14 protein-coding genes are annotated in these 15,114 nt (G+C 68.6%); 5 read left to right on the top strand and 9 right to left on the bottom strand.

The annotated features are described in order from the left end of the window. Positions 1-120: 120 nt before the first annotated feature. On the bottom strand, positions 121-480 hold the full coding sequence (locus ACT3T5_RS15395; protein ID WP_444594814.1) for a hypothetical protein: 360 nt from the start codon (positions 478-480) through the stop codon (positions 121-123). 252 nt (positions 481-732) lie between these two features. Here ACT3T5_RS15395 and ACT3T5_RS15390 point away from each other — a divergent pair, with 252 nt between their 5' ends. Then, entirely contained in the window at positions 733-1,797 is a 1,065-nt protein-coding gene (locus ACT3T5_RS15390; RefSeq protein ID WP_444594813.1) for a Gfo/Idh/MocA family protein, read from the top strand. A gap of 113 nt (positions 1,798-1,910) precedes the next feature. Here ACT3T5_RS15390 and ACT3T5_RS15385 read toward each other — a convergent pair whose 3' ends face one another. The 6 genes from ACT3T5_RS15385 to ACT3T5_RS15360 form a co-directional block, all read right to left on the bottom strand. After that, positions 1,911-2,039 carry a putative transporter small subunit gene (locus ACT3T5_RS15385; protein WP_444577328.1) on the bottom strand — a complete coding sequence of 43 codons (129 nt, stop codon included), beginning with the start codon at positions 2,037-2,039 and terminating at the stop codon, positions 1,911-1,913. Positions 2,040-2,097: 58 nt separating this feature from the next. Further along, positions 2,098-3,735 carry a sodium:solute symporter family protein gene (locus tag ACT3T5_RS15380; protein WP_444577527.1) on the bottom strand — a complete coding sequence of 546 codons (1,638 nt, stop codon included), beginning with the start codon at positions 3,733-3,735 and terminating at the stop codon, positions 2,098-2,100. A 521-nt stretch (positions 3,736-4,256) separates the two neighbouring features. Further along, positions 4,257-5,222: a carbohydrate ABC transporter permease gene (locus ACT3T5_RS15375; protein WP_441461954.1), complete on the bottom strand. Its 966-nt coding sequence runs from the start codon at positions 5,220-5,222 to the stop codon at positions 4,257-4,259. Beyond that, a complete protein-coding gene (locus ACT3T5_RS15370) occupies positions 5,222-5,785 on the bottom strand; it encodes an ABC transporter permease subunit (RefSeq protein WP_444594812.1) in 564 nt (187 codons plus the stop codon). Before ACT3T5_RS15370 ends, ACT3T5_RS15375 begins: the two co-directional genes overlap by 1 nt. Before the next feature lie 6 nt (positions 5,786-5,791). After that, a complete protein-coding gene (locus ACT3T5_RS15365; RefSeq protein WP_444594811.1) occupies positions 5,792-6,247 on the bottom strand; it encodes a hypothetical protein in 456 nt (151 codons plus the stop codon). Further along, positions 6,244-7,449, bottom strand: a complete 1,206-nt coding sequence (locus ACT3T5_RS15360) for a glycoside hydrolase family 5 protein (protein ID WP_444594810.1) — start codon at positions 7,447-7,449, stop codon at positions 6,244-6,246. The genes ACT3T5_RS15365 and ACT3T5_RS15360 overlap by 4 nt, the downstream gene beginning before the upstream one ends. Before the next feature lie 50 nt (positions 7,450-7,499). Here ACT3T5_RS15360 and ACT3T5_RS15355 point away from each other — a divergent pair, with 50 nt between their 5' ends. Further along, complete coding sequence (locus ACT3T5_RS15355) at positions 7,500-8,147, top strand: TetR/AcrR family transcriptional regulator (protein ID WP_444577331.1); 648 nt, start codon at positions 7,500-7,502, stop codon at positions 8,145-8,147. 6 nt (positions 8,148-8,153) lie between these two features. On the opposite strand, the gene ACT3T5_RS15350 is transcribed toward ACT3T5_RS15355, so the two are convergent. After that, positions 8,154-9,830, bottom strand: a complete 1,677-nt coding sequence (locus ACT3T5_RS15350; RefSeq protein WP_441461948.1) for an extracellular solute-binding protein — start codon at positions 9,828-9,830, stop codon at positions 8,154-8,156. Between the two features lie 353 nt (positions 9,831-10,183). Between ACT3T5_RS15350 and ACT3T5_RS15345 the strand changes: the two genes are divergently transcribed. The 3 genes from ACT3T5_RS15345 to ACT3T5_RS15335 all read left to right on the top strand — a co-directional run bounded on the left by ACT3T5_RS15345 (position 10,184) and on the right by ACT3T5_RS15335 (position 14,002). Further along, positions 10,184-11,824: a glycoside hydrolase family 30 protein gene (locus ACT3T5_RS15345; RefSeq protein ID WP_444577332.1), complete on the top strand. Its 1,641-nt coding sequence runs from the start codon at positions 10,184-10,186 to the stop codon at positions 11,822-11,824. A 57-nt stretch (positions 11,825-11,881) separates the two neighbouring features. Further along, positions 11,882-12,778: an ATP-grasp domain-containing protein gene (locus tag ACT3T5_RS15340; RefSeq protein ID WP_444577333.1), complete on the top strand. Its 897-nt coding sequence runs from the start codon at positions 11,882-11,884 to the stop codon at positions 12,776-12,778. A 222-nt stretch (positions 12,779-13,000) separates the two neighbouring features. Further along, positions 13,001-14,002 (top strand): LacI family DNA-binding transcriptional regulator, encoded by a 1,002-nt coding sequence (locus ACT3T5_RS15335; RefSeq protein WP_443415707.1) that lies wholly within the window; start codon positions 13,001-13,003, stop codon positions 14,000-14,002. A 392-nt stretch (positions 14,003-14,394) separates the two neighbouring features. Here the strand turns inward: ACT3T5_RS15335 and ACT3T5_RS15330 are convergent, their stop codons facing one another. Beyond that, entirely contained in the window at positions 14,395-15,075 is a 681-nt protein-coding gene (locus ACT3T5_RS15330) for a hypothetical protein (RefSeq protein WP_444577334.1), read from the bottom strand. Between the last annotated feature and the right edge of the window lie 39 nt (positions 15,076-15,114).

Raw genomic sequence — 15,114 nt, 5'->3', positions numbered from 1 at the left:
GGGGCCGGCAGAGCAGACAGCACCGAGGCGACGGAACCCTGCGCTGTGCAGGGTTCCGTCGCCTCAGCTCTGTCTCGTCGGCTCCGTCGCCTCAGAGCCTCTCGCCCCGGGGTTCCGTGCTCAGCACGGGCCCCCGATCACGGCGAGGCCGCGCAGGGCGTGGACCACGGCGAGCACGGTCAGAACGCCGGCCAACGCGATCACGATCCACTGCTTGACGGGGTACTGGTACGGATGCTTCCGGCGCTGGACGATGCCGGCGACGGCGCACACGAGGCACACCGCAGCGGCGATCATCGCGCCGTAGTCCTGGTAGGAGCAGGTGGTCTGGACCCCGTTGACGGTGGTGGTCGCGGTGCTGGAGATGGAGACGACGAAGCCGAGCACCCCGATGACCAGCCCGGTGTACAGCGCAGCCGGGATGTCCCGGAGGCTGGTGGTCGGCTCGGGGAGCAGGGGCTGTGCGTCCTTCGCAGTCATCGGAGTTCCTCGTTCTCATCAGGGACGGGCGCCGCATCGGCCCGTCGTCACCGCTGATCCTCTCCGGTCGGCCCGGGATCTGCGATGGGGAGGATGGCTCGGGGAGAACTCCCCATCGGCCAGCACTCCCCCTCCGCAGGCACCGCGCGGCAACCCCTACCGCGTACCGCCCGGACAGACCAGGATGGGAGCACGATTCCCATCCGGATTCCCACCCACGTGCCGCATCGGAGCGGCGAGGAGGCCCAGCTCATGGCTCAGCGCGACAGGCGTATCGGACTGGTCGGGTACGGCGACGTGTCCGTCGTCCATGTCGGGGCGATCGGGGCGATCGACGGCCTGGAGCTCGTCGGCATCGCCGACACCGATCCCGCTGCCCGCGAGCGCGCCGCGGCCGCGACCGGCCTGCCGACCTTCGCCGGCGTCGAGGAGCTGATCGACGCCCTGGGACCGGACGCCGTGCATGTGACGACCCCGCACGACCAGCACGTCGGCCCGTCGCTGGCCGCTCTCGGGCGCGGCGTCCACGTGCTCCAGGAGAAGCCGCTCGCCCACACCCTGGCCGAGGGCACGCGCCTGGTGGAGGCGCTCGGGTCCGCCACCGCAGGACGCACCCCCACCGTCCCTCGGGCCGACGGCGGCCAGGGGGCCGCGAAGATCGGCATCTGCTTCCAGAACCGCCACAACCGCGCCAGCCGGGAGCTCGCACGCCTGCTGGGCAGCGGCGAGCTGGGCGAGGTGCGCGGGGCGTGGGCCTCGGTGGTGTGGAGCCGCACCGCGGAGTACTACGCCGCCAAGCCGTGGCGCGGGCGCTGGGAGACCGCCGGCGGCGGCCTGCTCATCAACCAGGCGATCCACACCCTGGACCTCGTGCAGTGGCTGCTCGGCCCGGTCGAGCGCACCGAGGGCCTCGTCTCGCAGAAGAAGTTCGCGGGGGTCACCGAGGTCGAGGACACCGCGGATCTCGTGCTGCACCATGCCTCCGGCATCACCACCACGTTCTACGCGACCCTCACGGCGCCCGTCGCCCGACCCGTGGAGTTCGAGGTCGAGACCGAGAACGCCTACCTCGAGGTGCGCTCGGGGCGCGGCGGCGGCCTGACCGTCCGCTGGGCCGACGGCCGCGTGGACACCTTCTCCGACAAGGTCGCCACCGCCGGTGGGCGCTCCTACTGGGGCGTCTCCCACGAGGAGCTGATCCGCGACTTCTACGCCTCGCTCGACGCCCCCGAGCCGTTCTGGATCGGCCCCGCCGAGGCCATGGGGTCGCTGCAGATCCTCAAGGACGCCTACGCCCACAGCGGCGTCGGGAACTGAGCCCGCGCCCTCCCCGCACCGTCGCCGCCGTCGCAGCGCACGCACGCAGACGTGCAGCGCCCGTCGGCCCTCTCCGGGGCCGACGGGCGCTGCACGTGCGATGGGGCCGTCGGTCAGATGACCGGGCGCCCCTCGGCGCGGGCTTCCTTGACATCCTTGGCGAAGCCGCGCGCGATCGCGAACAGGACGCCGAACACCAGCACGGGCCACATGAGCACATAAACGGTCAGCAGAGCAGTCATAGGGCTCTCCTCTCTCAGGGTGCGGCGGGGCGTGGGGCTCCGCCGCGCGGATGGTCGGTCAGCGTCCGGCCGGGGCAGGGATCTCGTCGGCCGGAGGATTGCCCTCCGCCCCGGAGGGCTGGTCGGCGTCGTCCTCGTCGTCGAAGTCGCCGGTGATCTTGCCGATCACCGCGAAATCGAAGTTCTGCGAGGACCTGACGCTCATCAGGTAGCAGACCAGGAACGAGACCGAGTAGGCGACGAGCGAGCCGGTCAGCGTCTCGTAGTCACGCAGGTAGCCGAAGCCGAACGGCAGGACCGCGACGGTCGCCACGATGCCGATGATCAGAGCGGGGCGCAGTCCGAAGAAGCCGAACGCCATGATCCCCAGCACCACGCCGACGCCGAGGATCGCGAGCGCCTCGACGGCGTACCCCCACGCCCCGGTGAGCGGGATGAGCGTGAAGCGCACCGGCAGGAACACCACGAGCGCGACGATGACCGAGACGGTGAACGCCTTGTTGGTGACCTTCTTCCAGTAGAAGGAGGCGATGACCGGGAACACCAGGCAGCCCCACAGGGCGCCGACGAAGACCAGCAGGTCCAGGATGTTGAACCTCGCGGTGGCGAAGAACAGGGCCGCAGCGGTCGCCACGATCATCGTGATCCGGCCGATCAGCAGCATGAACTTCGGGTCCACCTTCTTGCGCCCGACGGACTGGCCGTAGATGTCGGTCATGACGATCGAGCTCAGGGCCGACAGGTCCGAGTCCGCGGTGGAGGACAGTGAGCCGATGATCATGATGAACGCGAGAGCCACGAGGCCCACCGGCAGGTAGGTGCCGACCATCTGCGGCAGCAGGTTGTTGACGTCCCCGCCCATGGGCTCGACGCCCAGGTAGAGCGCCAGCACGCCGAGCATGCCGATACCGATCACGGTCGCGCCGTAGCCGATGGTCGCGGTGATGAAGGTGGGCTTGATGAGGTCCTCGCGCACGGCGAACAGACGCTGCGCGATGGTCTGGTTGCCGATCGCATAGGCGAGCACCGCGGCGATGTACGGGGCGCCCTGGTTCATGAACGCCTCGGAGGAGAAGAAGCTCTCCTGCTGCGGGGTGACGTGGCCGGCGGCGACGCCGTCGGCGAACATCTGCGGGCCGCCGACGACGAAGAACACCGCCGGGATGATGATGACGGCCGCGCCGAGCATCGCCATGACCTGCGCGAAGTCCGTCAGCACCGAGGCGCGGAAGCCCGACCACAGGGTGTAGAGCAGCACGCCGGCGGCGATGATCACGATGCCGGTGCCGAAGCTGAGCGGGGACAGCATCGCGATGATCGCGCCACCCGCGATGAAGTTCGAGGTCAGCGAGATGACCGAGCCGAGCACGTTGGAGCCGGCCAGCATCAGCTGCGAGGAGCGGCCGTGCCGGGCGTACATGACCTCGGCCAGCGTGTGCGCCTTGGGCGCGACCTTCCGGATCCGCTTGCCGAAGGGGTAGATGAACAGGATCATCAGGGCGCCCCATAGCCCGTAGTGGATGGGGCCGGAGACGCCGTACGTGTAGCCGGCCGTCACCGAGGCGTACATCGAGGACGCCCAGATCCAGGTCGCAGTCATCGACGCCGCGGAGACCCCGAAGCCGATGCGGTTGCCTGCGGTCATGTAGTCGTCGGCGTTCTCCTTCTTGCGGGAGATCGCGACCGACATCCACATCGTGCCGCCGTAGAAGAGCAGCAGGAGGAGGATCACGCCGATGATGCCGAGCTGGGAGATCTCCCCCGGTGACTCAGGTGGCACAGGACTTCCTTTCGTCGCAGACAGACCGGTCTCTCGTTCGTCCGGTCCTCCACGACGCGCGCTGTGGCGCTGAGTCCAGGGTGGTTCCCCACGTCGGGCCGACCGGCAAGCAGCCCCGTGGTGGTGGCCGTCCGACATCGACCCGGGCGATGCCACGCATCTGCTCCGAGGATGTGAACCACAACGGCCGCGGCGGGACCCGAGTCCTCTCGGGACTCGGTCCTGCACGTCACAACCACACATAGGACCTTGGGAAGAGTCGCACACTTATGCACACCCCGCCACCTGGGAAGTCACTGGGATGTCACGTTGCGCAGGTCAGAGCACCAAAAGGATTGTCCGACAAAACTGCGTCCCGCATCACATGACCGCAGTTCCGCATGAACATGCATTCGAGCGGTGACTGCGTGACCGCTGGGGGGTCACCTCGGCGCGGGTCAGCCCTTGATCGCCCCGGTCAGCACACCCTTGGTGAAGAAGCGCTGGGCGAACGGGTAGACGAGGAGGATCGGGATGGTGGCGACCACGACGATCGCCATCTGGACGGTCTGCGCGGGCGGAGCGGGGCGGTCCGGAGCCTGCAGATCGGACAGTGCGCTGCCCTGCACCACGTACTGGTTCAGCACCAGCTGGATCGGCCATTTCGTGGTGTCGTTGATGTACAGCAGGGCGTTGAAGAACGAGTTCCAGTACCCGACGGCATAGAACAGCGCGATCACGGCGAGGACGGCCTTGGACAGCGGGAGCACGATCGAGAAGAAGATGCGGAACTCGCTGGCCCCGTCGATCCGCGAGGACTCGAGCAGCTCCTGCGGGAGCTCCATGAAGAAGTTCCGCATGACGATCATGTTGAACGCGCTGATCAGGCCCGGGAGGATGAGCGCCCAGTAGCTGTCGAGCAGCCCCAGCTGTTTGATCAGCAGGTAGTTGGGAATGATCCCGGCGCCGAAGAACATCGTGCACAGCACGAGAACCATCGCGCCCTTGGCGAAGGGCACGTCCCGGGTCCGGGTGAGCCCGTAGGCGAGCATCGCGGTGAAGAACAACGACAGCGTGGTGCCGACGAGCGTGACTCCTGCAGTCACCAGCAGCGAACGAGTCACCACCCCGCCGGCGAAGATCGACTCGTACGCGACCGTCGAGAACGAGGTGGGGATCAGCTGCCCGGAGGTCACGGAGCCCGCATCCGCGAAGGAGAACATGATGACGTACAGGAACGGGTAGAGCATCACCACCCCGATCATCGCGATGACCACGACCTTCAGGGCGCGCGTGGTGGGCGAGGGTGTGCCCATCCATGGCGGGCGGCCCGTGGTGCGGCGCCGGCCCCCGTCACGGGGCCGATGATCGCGTGCGGGCTCGTCGATCTGGTCGATCTGGTCGATCTGGTCGAGGACAGCCATCAGAAGATCCCTCCGGTTCCGAGGCGCTTCGCGATGCGGTTCGCGAGGAGGACGAGGACAGTGGCGATGACGCCCTTGAGCAGGCCTGCTGCAGCAGATAAGCCCCAGTCCCCGCCCGCGATGCCGCGGAAGTAGACGAAGGTGTCCAGGACCTGCGCCGCGTTGGCGCCGACGGCGGGCTGCTGCAGCAGGAGCTGTTCGAACCCGACGGTCAGCACATTGCCGACGGTGAGGATGAGCAACAGGGAGATGACGGGGACGAGGCCCGGCAGGGTGATGTGCCACATGCGGCGCCAGGACCCCGCCCCGTCGGTCGCCGCGGACTCGTAGAGCTCCGTGGGGATCGCGGAGATGGCGGCGAAGAAGATGATCGTGCCCCAGCCGATGTCCTTCCAGATGACCTGGCTGACCACGAGAATCTTGAAGGTCTCGGGATTGGTCATGATGTTCACGCCGTGGATCCCGATCTGCTCGAAGAACTGGGCGATCGGGCCCGCCCCGCCGAGGATCTTCTGCCAGATCGCGATGACGATCACCCACGAGATGAAGTGGGGAAGGTACACGACGGTCTAGATGACGCGCTTGATGCCTTCGCCCAGAAGGGAGTTCAGGAACAGCGCCAGGATGATCGGCGCCGGGAAGGCGAAGGCGATCTGCAGGAACGAGATGATCACCGTGTTCGCGAGAGCACGCATGACTTCGTCGTCGGTGAAGAGGTGGGCGAAGTTCTGCAGTCCGACCCATTGCGAGCCGAAGATGCCTCGGAAGGCCGAGAAGTCCTGGAACGCGACCACGTTGCCGGCCAGGGGGACGTAGGCGAACAGCAGGAAGAACAGCACGCCGGGCACGATGAACACATACATCTGCCATTCGCGTTTCATCCGTTGCCAGCGGGACTTCCTCCTGACGGCGGTCCCTGTCTGGCTCGGCCGGTCACGGCGGGGGCTCTGCGGGGTCTCGACGGGGATGTCGACGACCGCCTGGGCGATCACCGCGTCCTCGGCGCCCCGTGCTCCGATGCTCATTGGATCTGTCCTTCCTGATGGTCCTGAGGGATGTCGCGATGGGTGCCGGAGCGACGGATGTCGGGCAGGTCGGCCGCCGGGGCGGAGATCCCCGGCAGTGCAGCCAGAGCTGCCCGCCGCACGGCGCACCGAGCGGCGGGCAGCAGCTCGAGGAGCTGGTCGAAGATCTCGTCGGCGTCCAGAGGTGCCGGCCCCGTCCCGGCCGCACAGCGCACGACCTCGTCCCAGCGATCGGGACGGGTGATGATCAGCGGTGACGTGGGGCGATCGACTTTCTTCCAGGTCCAGAAGGTCCAGGGGATGCCGTGCTGCTCGAACAGGCCGAAAGCCTCGGTGTACCACTGGTCATCGTTCTCACCGCTCTCCCCCATCCACAGCGGCAGGTCCAGGCGTTCACGCAGGTCGAGCATCGAACGGATGCTGTCGGTGCTCGGCTCCGACCAGTACTTGTGGAAATGGAGGCAGGAGTTCGGGTCCCACAGCTGATCGATGCCGTCGAAACGGGTCGCCCAGTTCCAGCCCTCGATCGACAGCAGGTGGTTCGGGTCGACCGCGCGGATCTCGGCCACGACGTCGCGGTAGAACTCCGCGAGCTTCGGCACGAGGGCCTCGTGCTTCTCGGGCAGGGGCTCGTTGAGCACGTCGTACGCCGCGACGACGGGCTCGTCGGCGTACCGGCTGGCCAGCAGACCCCATAGCCTCAGCCCCTCCTCGTAGGCGGCCGGATCGGTGAACAGCTCCGGCCGACGGTGCGGGGAGTCGTCGATGTTCTCGCCGGTCTGCCCGCCCGGTGCGCCATGCAGGTCCAGCACGCAGCTGATCCCCTCGTCCCGGCACCAGTCGACGGTGCGGTCCACGAGGGCGATGCCCTCGTCGATCAGGTCGGTGCCGTCGAACATGATCCGGGCGTTGATCGGCAGTCGCACGTGGTCGAAGCCGGCCGCGGCGATCAGCGCGATGTCCTCGGCCGTGATGAATCGACGACGGTATTCGCTCCAGAACCGCGCGGCCCGCTCAGGGCCGATGAGCTCCAGGACGAACTGCTCCATCCGACGCGGGGAATCGACCGGCGCCGGGAGGTCCCACATGTAGCCCTCGGGCAGCAGCCAGCCTCCCAGGCCCATACCGCGACGGAACTCCGGTGCGCCGTCCGGGGCGACGATCGACTGCCCCTCCCGGCGGTAGTACGCGGTCGCGCTCATCGCTGAGCCTCCGCCCGGGAGACCCTGATCGAGGCGCTAGTGTGCGCTCCATGTCCAGCACCTCCACGGATCCGACCGCCGTCCCCCTGGGACCGCGAGCCCGCCGCTCCGCGCTGCGGCGCACGGAGATCCTCGAATCGGCTGCGCGCACCATCGGGAAGCACGGTTATGCCGGAGCGACCCTGGCGGCGATCGCGGAGGACGTGGGGATCTCCGCGCCGAGCCTGCTGCACCACTTCCGCAACAAGGAATCCCTGCTCACGGAGCTCCTCGGCCACCGCGACGAGATCTCGCGCCACGACGGGACGACGTCGTTCGACGAGGGCGGCCAGGCGCTGCTGGACCACCTCGGGGAGACGGCGGAGTCCAACTCCCGCGACAGCGGTCTGACACAGCTCTACGCGGTGCTGCTCGGCGAATCGATCACCGAAGGGCATCCGGCGCAGAACTACTTCCGCGACCGTTTCCGCGGACTGCGAGCCCCCGTGCGCGACGCCCTGCTGACCGCTGTGGCCGACCCGTCGGTCTCCGAGGACGACGTGCTCGAGACCGCCGCAGCGATCGTCGCCGTGATGGACGGTGTGCAGTACCAGTTCCTGCTGGAGCCGGGCTCTGTGGACATGGCTGCGGTGACGCGGCGTACCGTGCGCGCCCTTCTCGCGGATCTTCGATCGCGCTCCGGTCGGCGAGGTGACTGACATCGATCAGGATGCCTTGTCGAGCGCTTCGGTGAACTCGTCGCACAGGGTCTGTCCGCCGCCGCTCAGCCAGGCGTCGCGGTACGCCTGGAGCTCGCTCAGCGGGCGACGGCCGGTGATGAACCCGTTGCGGTAGTCCTCGTTGAGCGTGTCGAGTTTCGCGTTGAGGGTCGCTGCGCTCGGCGCGACGATGCCGGCCACCGGGTTGGGGACCGTCGAGGAGACCAGCTGCTCCATGGTGGTCTTGAAGTTGTCGACATAGTCGCTGAGCGTCGCCTTGATCGAGTAGATCGGTGAGTTGAAGGCACCGAGCCACTGCAGCGCGGCGCGGTCGGCATCGGCCTGCTCGTCCCCGAGCCCGACGACCTCGTGGTCCGGGCCGAACTCGTAGTTGACGCCTTCGGTGCCGGAGCCGATGAACAGTGCCTCCTCGGAGCCGAAGGGGGCGCGCCAGTAGTTGATGACGCCCAGCAGCTCCTGCAGTCGCTTCTCGTCCTCCGCGGCTTCTGCGGAGATCGCGACGATGCCCCAGTAGCCGTCGTCGCGCTGGATGACGATGTCGCCCCCGTCGAACGCCGGCGGGACGAAGAACTCGGGCTCGGCCTCCGGGGTCGAGTCCACGACCTGCCCGATGATCGGATTCCCGAAGAAGCCGTTGAACGAGTCGATGGTCAGGGCCAGCTGGCCGGTGGTGAAGAGGTCGCCGAGCTCACCCCCGATGCCGTCGGGGTGGACGACGCCGGCGTCCCAGAGCTTCTTCTCGAACTCCATGACCTGCTCGAAGGCGTCGGTCATGAGCACATTGGTGACCTTGCCGGAGTCGTCGAGCTGCCAGGTGGTGCCCGCACGGAACATCCACTCGAACATGGCCTGCTCGTTCCCGGCGATGGTGGCCATTCCCCAGAACTTCTTGCCGTGCGCCTGCCCGAGACCGGCGATGTCGGTCATGACCTGCAGCCATTCCTCGGCAGTCGAACCCATCGACTCATGGCCGGCGAGGCGCATCAGGTCGGCACGGACAAGGGGGAAGTTCGTGAGGAACGGATTCTCGTTGGGGACGCCGTAGATGTGGCCGTTCTTGGAGGAGACCTTCCAGGCGTTCGTGGAGACGTTGGCGAGGTTCGGCCACGCCAGGACGTTGTCCCCGGAGAGCACCTCGGAGAGATCCGCGAAGGCGCCGTCGGAGAGGGCTCGCTGGCCGATCGCGTCGGTGTCCTGCACGAACGAGAGATCCGGGACGGACCCGGAGGCGATCGTGGTGGAGAACTTGTCGTTGTAGCCGTCGGCCGCGGTGAGGGTCGGCGTGAACGTGACGTTCAGACGCTCCTCGAGCTTCTGCCAGTAGTCGTTCTTGTCCCGCGGCCGCGGAGGTGCGCCCCAGAGGACCTGGAAGGTGGTGAGGTCCTCGCCGCCGCCCGGGGGTTCTTCGACGGAGGTGAAGTACTCCGCGATCGGCGCAGTGAAGATCATCGGCATGCCCTCCACCTCAGAGGCGATGCCGCCGTCGGGAACGGGCGGCTCGACGTAGGTGGGCAGCGCGACGTCCTGTTCCTCGAAACCACCGGAGCCCGCACCGCCCGAGGACCCGCAGGCGGCCAGGCCGGTGAGGGCGACGGCTGTGGCACCGAGGCCGAAGGTGGCACGGCGCGAGGGGCGGAACTGGCGGGACGGAACCTGGGTCATGACGCTCTCCCTTGAGGTCGGGGCCGCGGTACGGCCAAACGCCTAACGGGCGTTAGACGTTAATGTCGAGGAGCATATACCGGGCCGTCGGCAGCGGCTGAGGCGCACCTCATCACGATCACGTAACGGGATCCGGGGCTCCTCGCGCGCGCGAACTGCGCAGCGCGGAGGTCGTCTCCGGCGGGGTCGAGAGCTCCCGGCGGGGTGTCCATCCATCCCGGCACAGGGCTACTGTCGGCGCCACTCCACCCCCGACAGCGCACCTTGCTCCCCCGAACCGTGCCGCTGACCTGGACGTGCAGTGAAACAGTCGTCGCAGAGCCGCGGCGGCACGCCCTGAGAAAGGTCTCCCCATGCCCAGTTCCCCTTCCCGCCGGACGGTCATCGCCGCCCTCGGCGTCTCCTCGGCGACGCTCCCCTTCGCCGGGGCCGCCGCAGCGGCCGGGACCCCCACGGACCCCGCCCGCTCGAACGGCGGATCCCCCGCCGGAAACCCCTCAGGGAACCCTGCCGCCAGCACACCTCGATCCGGTCGAGGCGACGACTGGATGGGAATGCTCCCGCAGCACCACCGCGTCGATCGCAGCGGAGGAGTCGTCGCCACGCACGGCGAGCGCGAGCTCGTCTGGGAGCAGGTGGCGACCTCGCCGGCCGACGCCGGATCGACGGTCGAGGCGACGATCGAGGTGAAGCCCGACGAGGAGCATCACCCCCTCGAGGGATTCGGCCCGGCCCTGACCCACTCGGCGGCCTGGCTGCTGCTGCGGATGCCGTCGGCTCGACGGCTCGCGCTCCTGCGGGAGATGTTCTCCCCGACCGGTCCGCTCCGGCTCACAGCGCTCCGGATCCCCATCGGGACCAGCGACTTCGCCCCCGCTTCCGGCGATTCCACCTACTACACCCTTGCCGATCAGGAAGGGCCGGAGAACGACCCGCTGGCGCACTTCTCCATCGCTCGCGACGAGGACACGATCCTACCGGTGCTGCGCGAGATCGTCGACATCGCCGGCCCGCTCACCGTGGTCATGTCCCCGTGGTCCGCCCCGGCCTGGATGAAGACCAGCGGGTCCCTCGTCGGTGGCCGGCTCCACGACGACGAGGAGACGCGACAGCTCTGGGCCGAGTACCTGGCGCGCACCGCGGAGGAGTACGAACAGGCGGTCCCGGGCCTCACCGTGGACGCGCTCACCGTGCAGAACGAACCCCTCCACGAGACCGCGCAGTACCCGTGCATGGGGATGACACCCCAGGCCCAGGCCGACATCATCGCGCGACTGCTGGACGAGCTCGACCGGCGCGGGCTCGAGACGAAGGTCCTGAGCTATGACCACAACTGGGACCGGGTCGACTACCCCTCGGATGTGCTCGACGACCTCGCTCGCCGTGGCGTCGACATCGACGGGGATGCCGCCAGGGTCGGGTCCGCCTTCCACGCCTACGCCGGGGCCGCGAGCGCGGTCGACCCGCTGCATGACGCGCATCCGAGCGCACCGATCTGGTTCACCGAACAGAGCGGGACCCAGGATCCGTCCAAGCCCTACGACGCCGATTTCGCCGACGGGATCTGGTGGATGTCCAACGAGCTGTTCCTGCCGGCACTGCGCCACCATCACCGCGGAGTCATCCTCTTCAACCTGGTCCTCGATCAGGACGGCGGACCGGGGCCCGCGACCTTCACCAACGGCACCGGTCTGTTCCAGCTCGACGAGGCCACCGGCGACCTCACCCCGAACGCCGAGCTGTACGTGATGGCGCACCTGAGCCGGTTCATCCCTGCGGGGTCACCGGTCCTCACCTCGACCGCTTCCGAGGATCTCCCGAACGTCGCCTGCCGACGTCCCGACGAGTCCGTGGTCGTCGTGCTCCACAACAACGCGCCCGCTCGGACGATCACCGTGCGGAGCGGGGATCGCGAGCTGACCGCGGCGCTCCCGGGATGGACGCTGGCGACCTACGTGCTCACGTCGCGTCAGCAGGTGCGCGGGCGGCGGTGATCCGATGGCCGATGCCGCGTCCTGGCGACTGCCGCCCACCCCACTACGCTCGGTCCCATGACCCGTATCGGCATCGTCGTCGCCCATCCGCAGCCCGCCGGTATCGAGACCGACACCTCCCTCGATGCGGTGCCGCTCGTGGAGGCGCTGACCCGGCGCGGGGTCCAGGTGGAGATGACCCCGTGGCGCAGCAGGGATGTCGACTGGGCGTCCTTCGACCTGCTCGTGATCCGCAGCCCGTGGGACTACGCCCTCCATCCTGAGGAGTTCGCGCGCTGGCTGGACCTCGCCGCGTCGAGCAGCCAAGTGCTCAACGAGCCCGACCTGGTGCGCTGGAACATGGACAAGCGGTATCTCGCGCAGCTCGAGGGGGCAGGAGTGGCGGTCATCCCGGCGACCTATCACCGGGAGATCGACTCCTTCTCGCGGGCCCTCGAGGAGTTCGCGAGCCGGGCCGCGAGCGTGGTCGTGAAGCCGACCGTCGGCGCAGGGTCCCAGCTCGTCGGCCTGTTCTCGGCCACGGACCCCGCCGCGCTGGCCCTCGCCCAGCAGATCCTGACGTCCGGGGGCGTCGCGATGCTGCAGCCCGAGGTGCCCGAGCTGTCCGCAGGGCACGAGAAGGCGCTCTACGCGGTCGACGGGCACTTCACCCATGCGATCTCCAAGGGCGCCCTGCTCGCCGAGGACGGCGGGCTGCGCGGAGGCGTTTATCAGGAGCGGCCTGTGGTCGTGGAGGCCACAGCGCAGGAGAAGGCCTTCGCTGAACACACGCTGTCCGCGATCTCCCAGGTCACCGGCCTGTCCACGCCGCTCTACGGGCGCATCGACACCGTGGACTCCGCGGAGCACGGACTCGTGCTGCTCGAGGCCGAGCTCTTCGAGCCGCTGTTCAACCTGCCTCTGGTCCCCGAGGTCACGGAAACCTTCGCCGACGCGATCCTCGCGAGGATCTGACCTGCCCGGCCCTCTCCTCCTGGATCCGCGACCCACTCCGGCCTCGCGACTCCTCCTCTCATGCCCTCGGCCGCCCGTCGAAGCGCTTCTGTGATTCTTCGTCGATACGGTCCCCTTTCCGCATCGGCCACGAGACAATAGAGGCGACGCGGAGCACCTCCGCAGCAGTCGAGCAGGCACAGCCCACCGGTCCTCACGGCGGCGCGGCGGACAGGAACGCAGATGGCCACGATGACCGATATCGCCCAGGAAGCCGGAGTCTCGCTGAGCACGGTGAGCTATGCCCTCAGCGGGAAGCGTCCGATCTCGGAGTCCACGCGCACCCGCATCGACGCCGCGATCGAGAAGCTCCAGTACCACCCCACCGCGAGCGCGCGCGCCCTGGCCCTGAAGCGCACCTCCCTGCTGGGCCTGGCCGTGCCCCAACGGCCCGACGTCGACGATCACGTGATCATGGAGTTCGTCGGCTCGATCCTGAGCGCCGCCCACGAGGAGGACTACGACGTCCTGCTGGTCACCGCCGAGGACCGCGCCCGCACGCTGCGGATCGTCGAGGAGGGCAAGGTCGATGCTCTCATCGTCATGGACCTCGTCGAGGACGACGAGCGCATCCCCTCCCTCGCCAGGCTCCACAGCCCGGTGGTGCTCATCGGCAACCCACAGAACGCCGGCGGCCTGGCCTGCGTGGACTTCGACTTCCTGGCCGGGGCGATGCTCGCCGTCCGCGAGCTGCACAGCCGGGGCGCCTCCCGGATCGCCCTGCTCAAGCCGCCGTCGGCCGGTCCCGACGGGCCCGTGCCGACCTACGCCCGTCGCGCCCGCCTGGGATACACGATGGCCTGCGCCGAGCTCGGTCTCGACAGCGAGGTCATCGAGGTTCCCGCCACCCCCGAGGCCATCACCGCCTTCGTGCAGGAGCAGATCCTCGCGGGCGCCCGGTTCGACGGGCTCGTCGTGCACCATGAGCCCGCGCTGGCCATGCTGGGGCGCGCCATCTCCGGCGCCGGGATCGCCTACCCGGACGAGGTGCAGGTCGTCGCGATCGCCCCGGCGGATGTCGCGATGAACGGCCCATGGGAGGTCTCCGCCGTGGACCTGCCGATCCCGTCGATCGGCCGCACCTCGGTCGCCATGGCCGTCGAGCGGCTCAGCGCTCACGACGTGCCCGCGCACTCGCGGCTGCTCAGCCCCACCTTCGTCCCGCGCGCGACCACCCGCCCCTGACCGCCGGGGGCTCTGCGCGCTGTGGTCTGCGCTGCACTGCGCCCCGCACACGCACACGCACACGCACACGTACACGTACACGTACACGTACACGTACACGTGCACGTACAACGTCGCACAACGCCGCGCCGCAAAGGGCCGCCAAAGCACAGCACCGCACCGCACCGCACCGCACCGTCCAGTGCGACCTTCCAGCTGCTCTGACTGACGCAGAACTGCTGGAAGGTCGCACTGGAACCCGGCCGCGGCCCGGCCATGGGGAGGAGCCCACCGCCCGGCCGCGGCCGGCCTGTCGCGCATCTCGAGCGGCATCCGGACCGGACGCCGGGATCGAGGTGCGCGGGCATGTGTCCCGCTTCCGGGTGGTGTCCCGCTGCCGGGCACCGCTGCGGTCAGCCGAACTCTGCGGCGATCGCCTCGCGCTGGGTGTTCTGCTCCTTCGCATTGGCCATGTCGACGTCGAGGACGGTCTGGTAGCCCAGGCCCTCTGCGGTGTCCTGCATGGTCTTCAGCAGGGAGTCGAACTCGGCCTGGTCCGCGGCGAAGGCCATCTTCCAGGAGTTCTCCACGATGACGGCCTTGACCTGGTTGCGGATCGTCTCGACCTCGGAGGAGTCTTCGGGCGCGACATAGCTGGCGCCCGTGCCGACCAGGAGCATGTCGTTGTCCTGCAGATACTCCATCGTCGTGGAGGCGCCACCCATCTTCGCCGCCCAGTCTTCGGTCAGCGGGTTGGCGACCGACGCCTGGTAGGTCTCCCACATCTTGTAGTTGTAGGGGTAGCCCGTCTCCGGATCCTCGTCGTTGCCCAGCACGGTCGTGACGTTCAGCCAGGAGGTGCCGTCGATGTACGAGCCGCCGCCCCATTCATCGGGCACGGTGGCGCCACCGGCGAGGAGGGCCTCGCGTCCGAAGTCGGTGAGCTCCGGCTTCCCGTCGTCGTTGAGCTCCCAGGTCAGGCCCTGGGGGCCGGCGGCACCCATGGTCTGGCTGCTGTTCGCGTAGACGCCGGCCGGGGAGTAGAGCCAGTCGATGAAGGCGGCCGCTTCATCGCCCGCACCTACGACGTGCACTCCCTCGGCGTCTACGCCCGGGCCGGCTCCCGCGCCGCG

The organism is Brachybacterium sp. AOP3-A1-3, assembly GCF_052378285.1.
GTDB lineage: Bacteria > Actinomycetota > Actinomycetes > Actinomycetales > Dermabacteraceae > Brachybacterium.
Note: the sequence above shows the minus strand (reverse complement) of the source record. Positions and strands in the feature narration are given on the sequence as shown.

Excerpts from the sequence above, each read along its gene's own strand:
- ACT3T5_RS15395 (WP_444594814.1), bottom strand. The coding sequence starts at position 480 with ATGACTGCGAAGGACGCACAGCCCCTGCTCCCCGAGCCGACCACCAGC.
- ACT3T5_RS15390 (WP_444594813.1), top strand. The coding sequence starts at position 733 with ATGGCTCAGCGCGACAGGCGTATCGGACTGGTCGGGTACGGCGACGTG.
- ACT3T5_RS15385 (WP_444577328.1), bottom strand. The coding sequence starts at position 2,039 with ATGACTGCTCTGCTGACCGTTTATGTGCTCATGTGGCCCGTGCTGGTG.
- ACT3T5_RS15380 (WP_444577527.1), bottom strand. The coding sequence starts at position 3,735 with ATGTGGATGTCGGTCGCGATCTCCCGCAAGAAGGAGAACGCCGACGAC.
- ACT3T5_RS15375 (WP_441461954.1), bottom strand. The coding sequence starts at position 5,222 with ATGGCTGTCCTCGACCAGATCGACCAGATCGACCAGATCGACGAGCCC.
- ACT3T5_RS15365 (WP_444594811.1), bottom strand. The coding sequence starts at position 6,247 with ATGAGCATCGGAGCACGGGGCGCCGAGGACGCGGTGATCGCCCAGGCG.
- ACT3T5_RS15360 (WP_444594810.1), bottom strand. The coding sequence starts at position 7,449 with ATGAGCGCGACCGCGTACTACCGCCGGGAGGGGCAGTCGATCGTCGCC.
- ACT3T5_RS15355 (WP_444577331.1), top strand. The coding sequence starts at position 7,500 with ATGTCCAGCACCTCCACGGATCCGACCGCCGTCCCCCTGGGACCGCGA.
- ACT3T5_RS15350 (WP_441461948.1), bottom strand. The coding sequence starts at position 9,830 with ATGACCCAGGTTCCGTCCCGCCAGTTCCGCCCCTCGCGCCGTGCCACC.
- ACT3T5_RS15345 (WP_444577332.1), top strand. The coding sequence starts at position 10,184 with ATGCCCAGTTCCCCTTCCCGCCGGACGGTCATCGCCGCCCTCGGCGTC.
- ACT3T5_RS15340 (WP_444577333.1), top strand. The coding sequence starts at position 11,882 with ATGACCCGTATCGGCATCGTCGTCGCCCATCCGCAGCCCGCCGGTATC.
- ACT3T5_RS15335 (WP_443415707.1), top strand. The coding sequence starts at position 13,001 with ATGGCCACGATGACCGATATCGCCCAGGAAGCCGGAGTCTCGCTGAGC.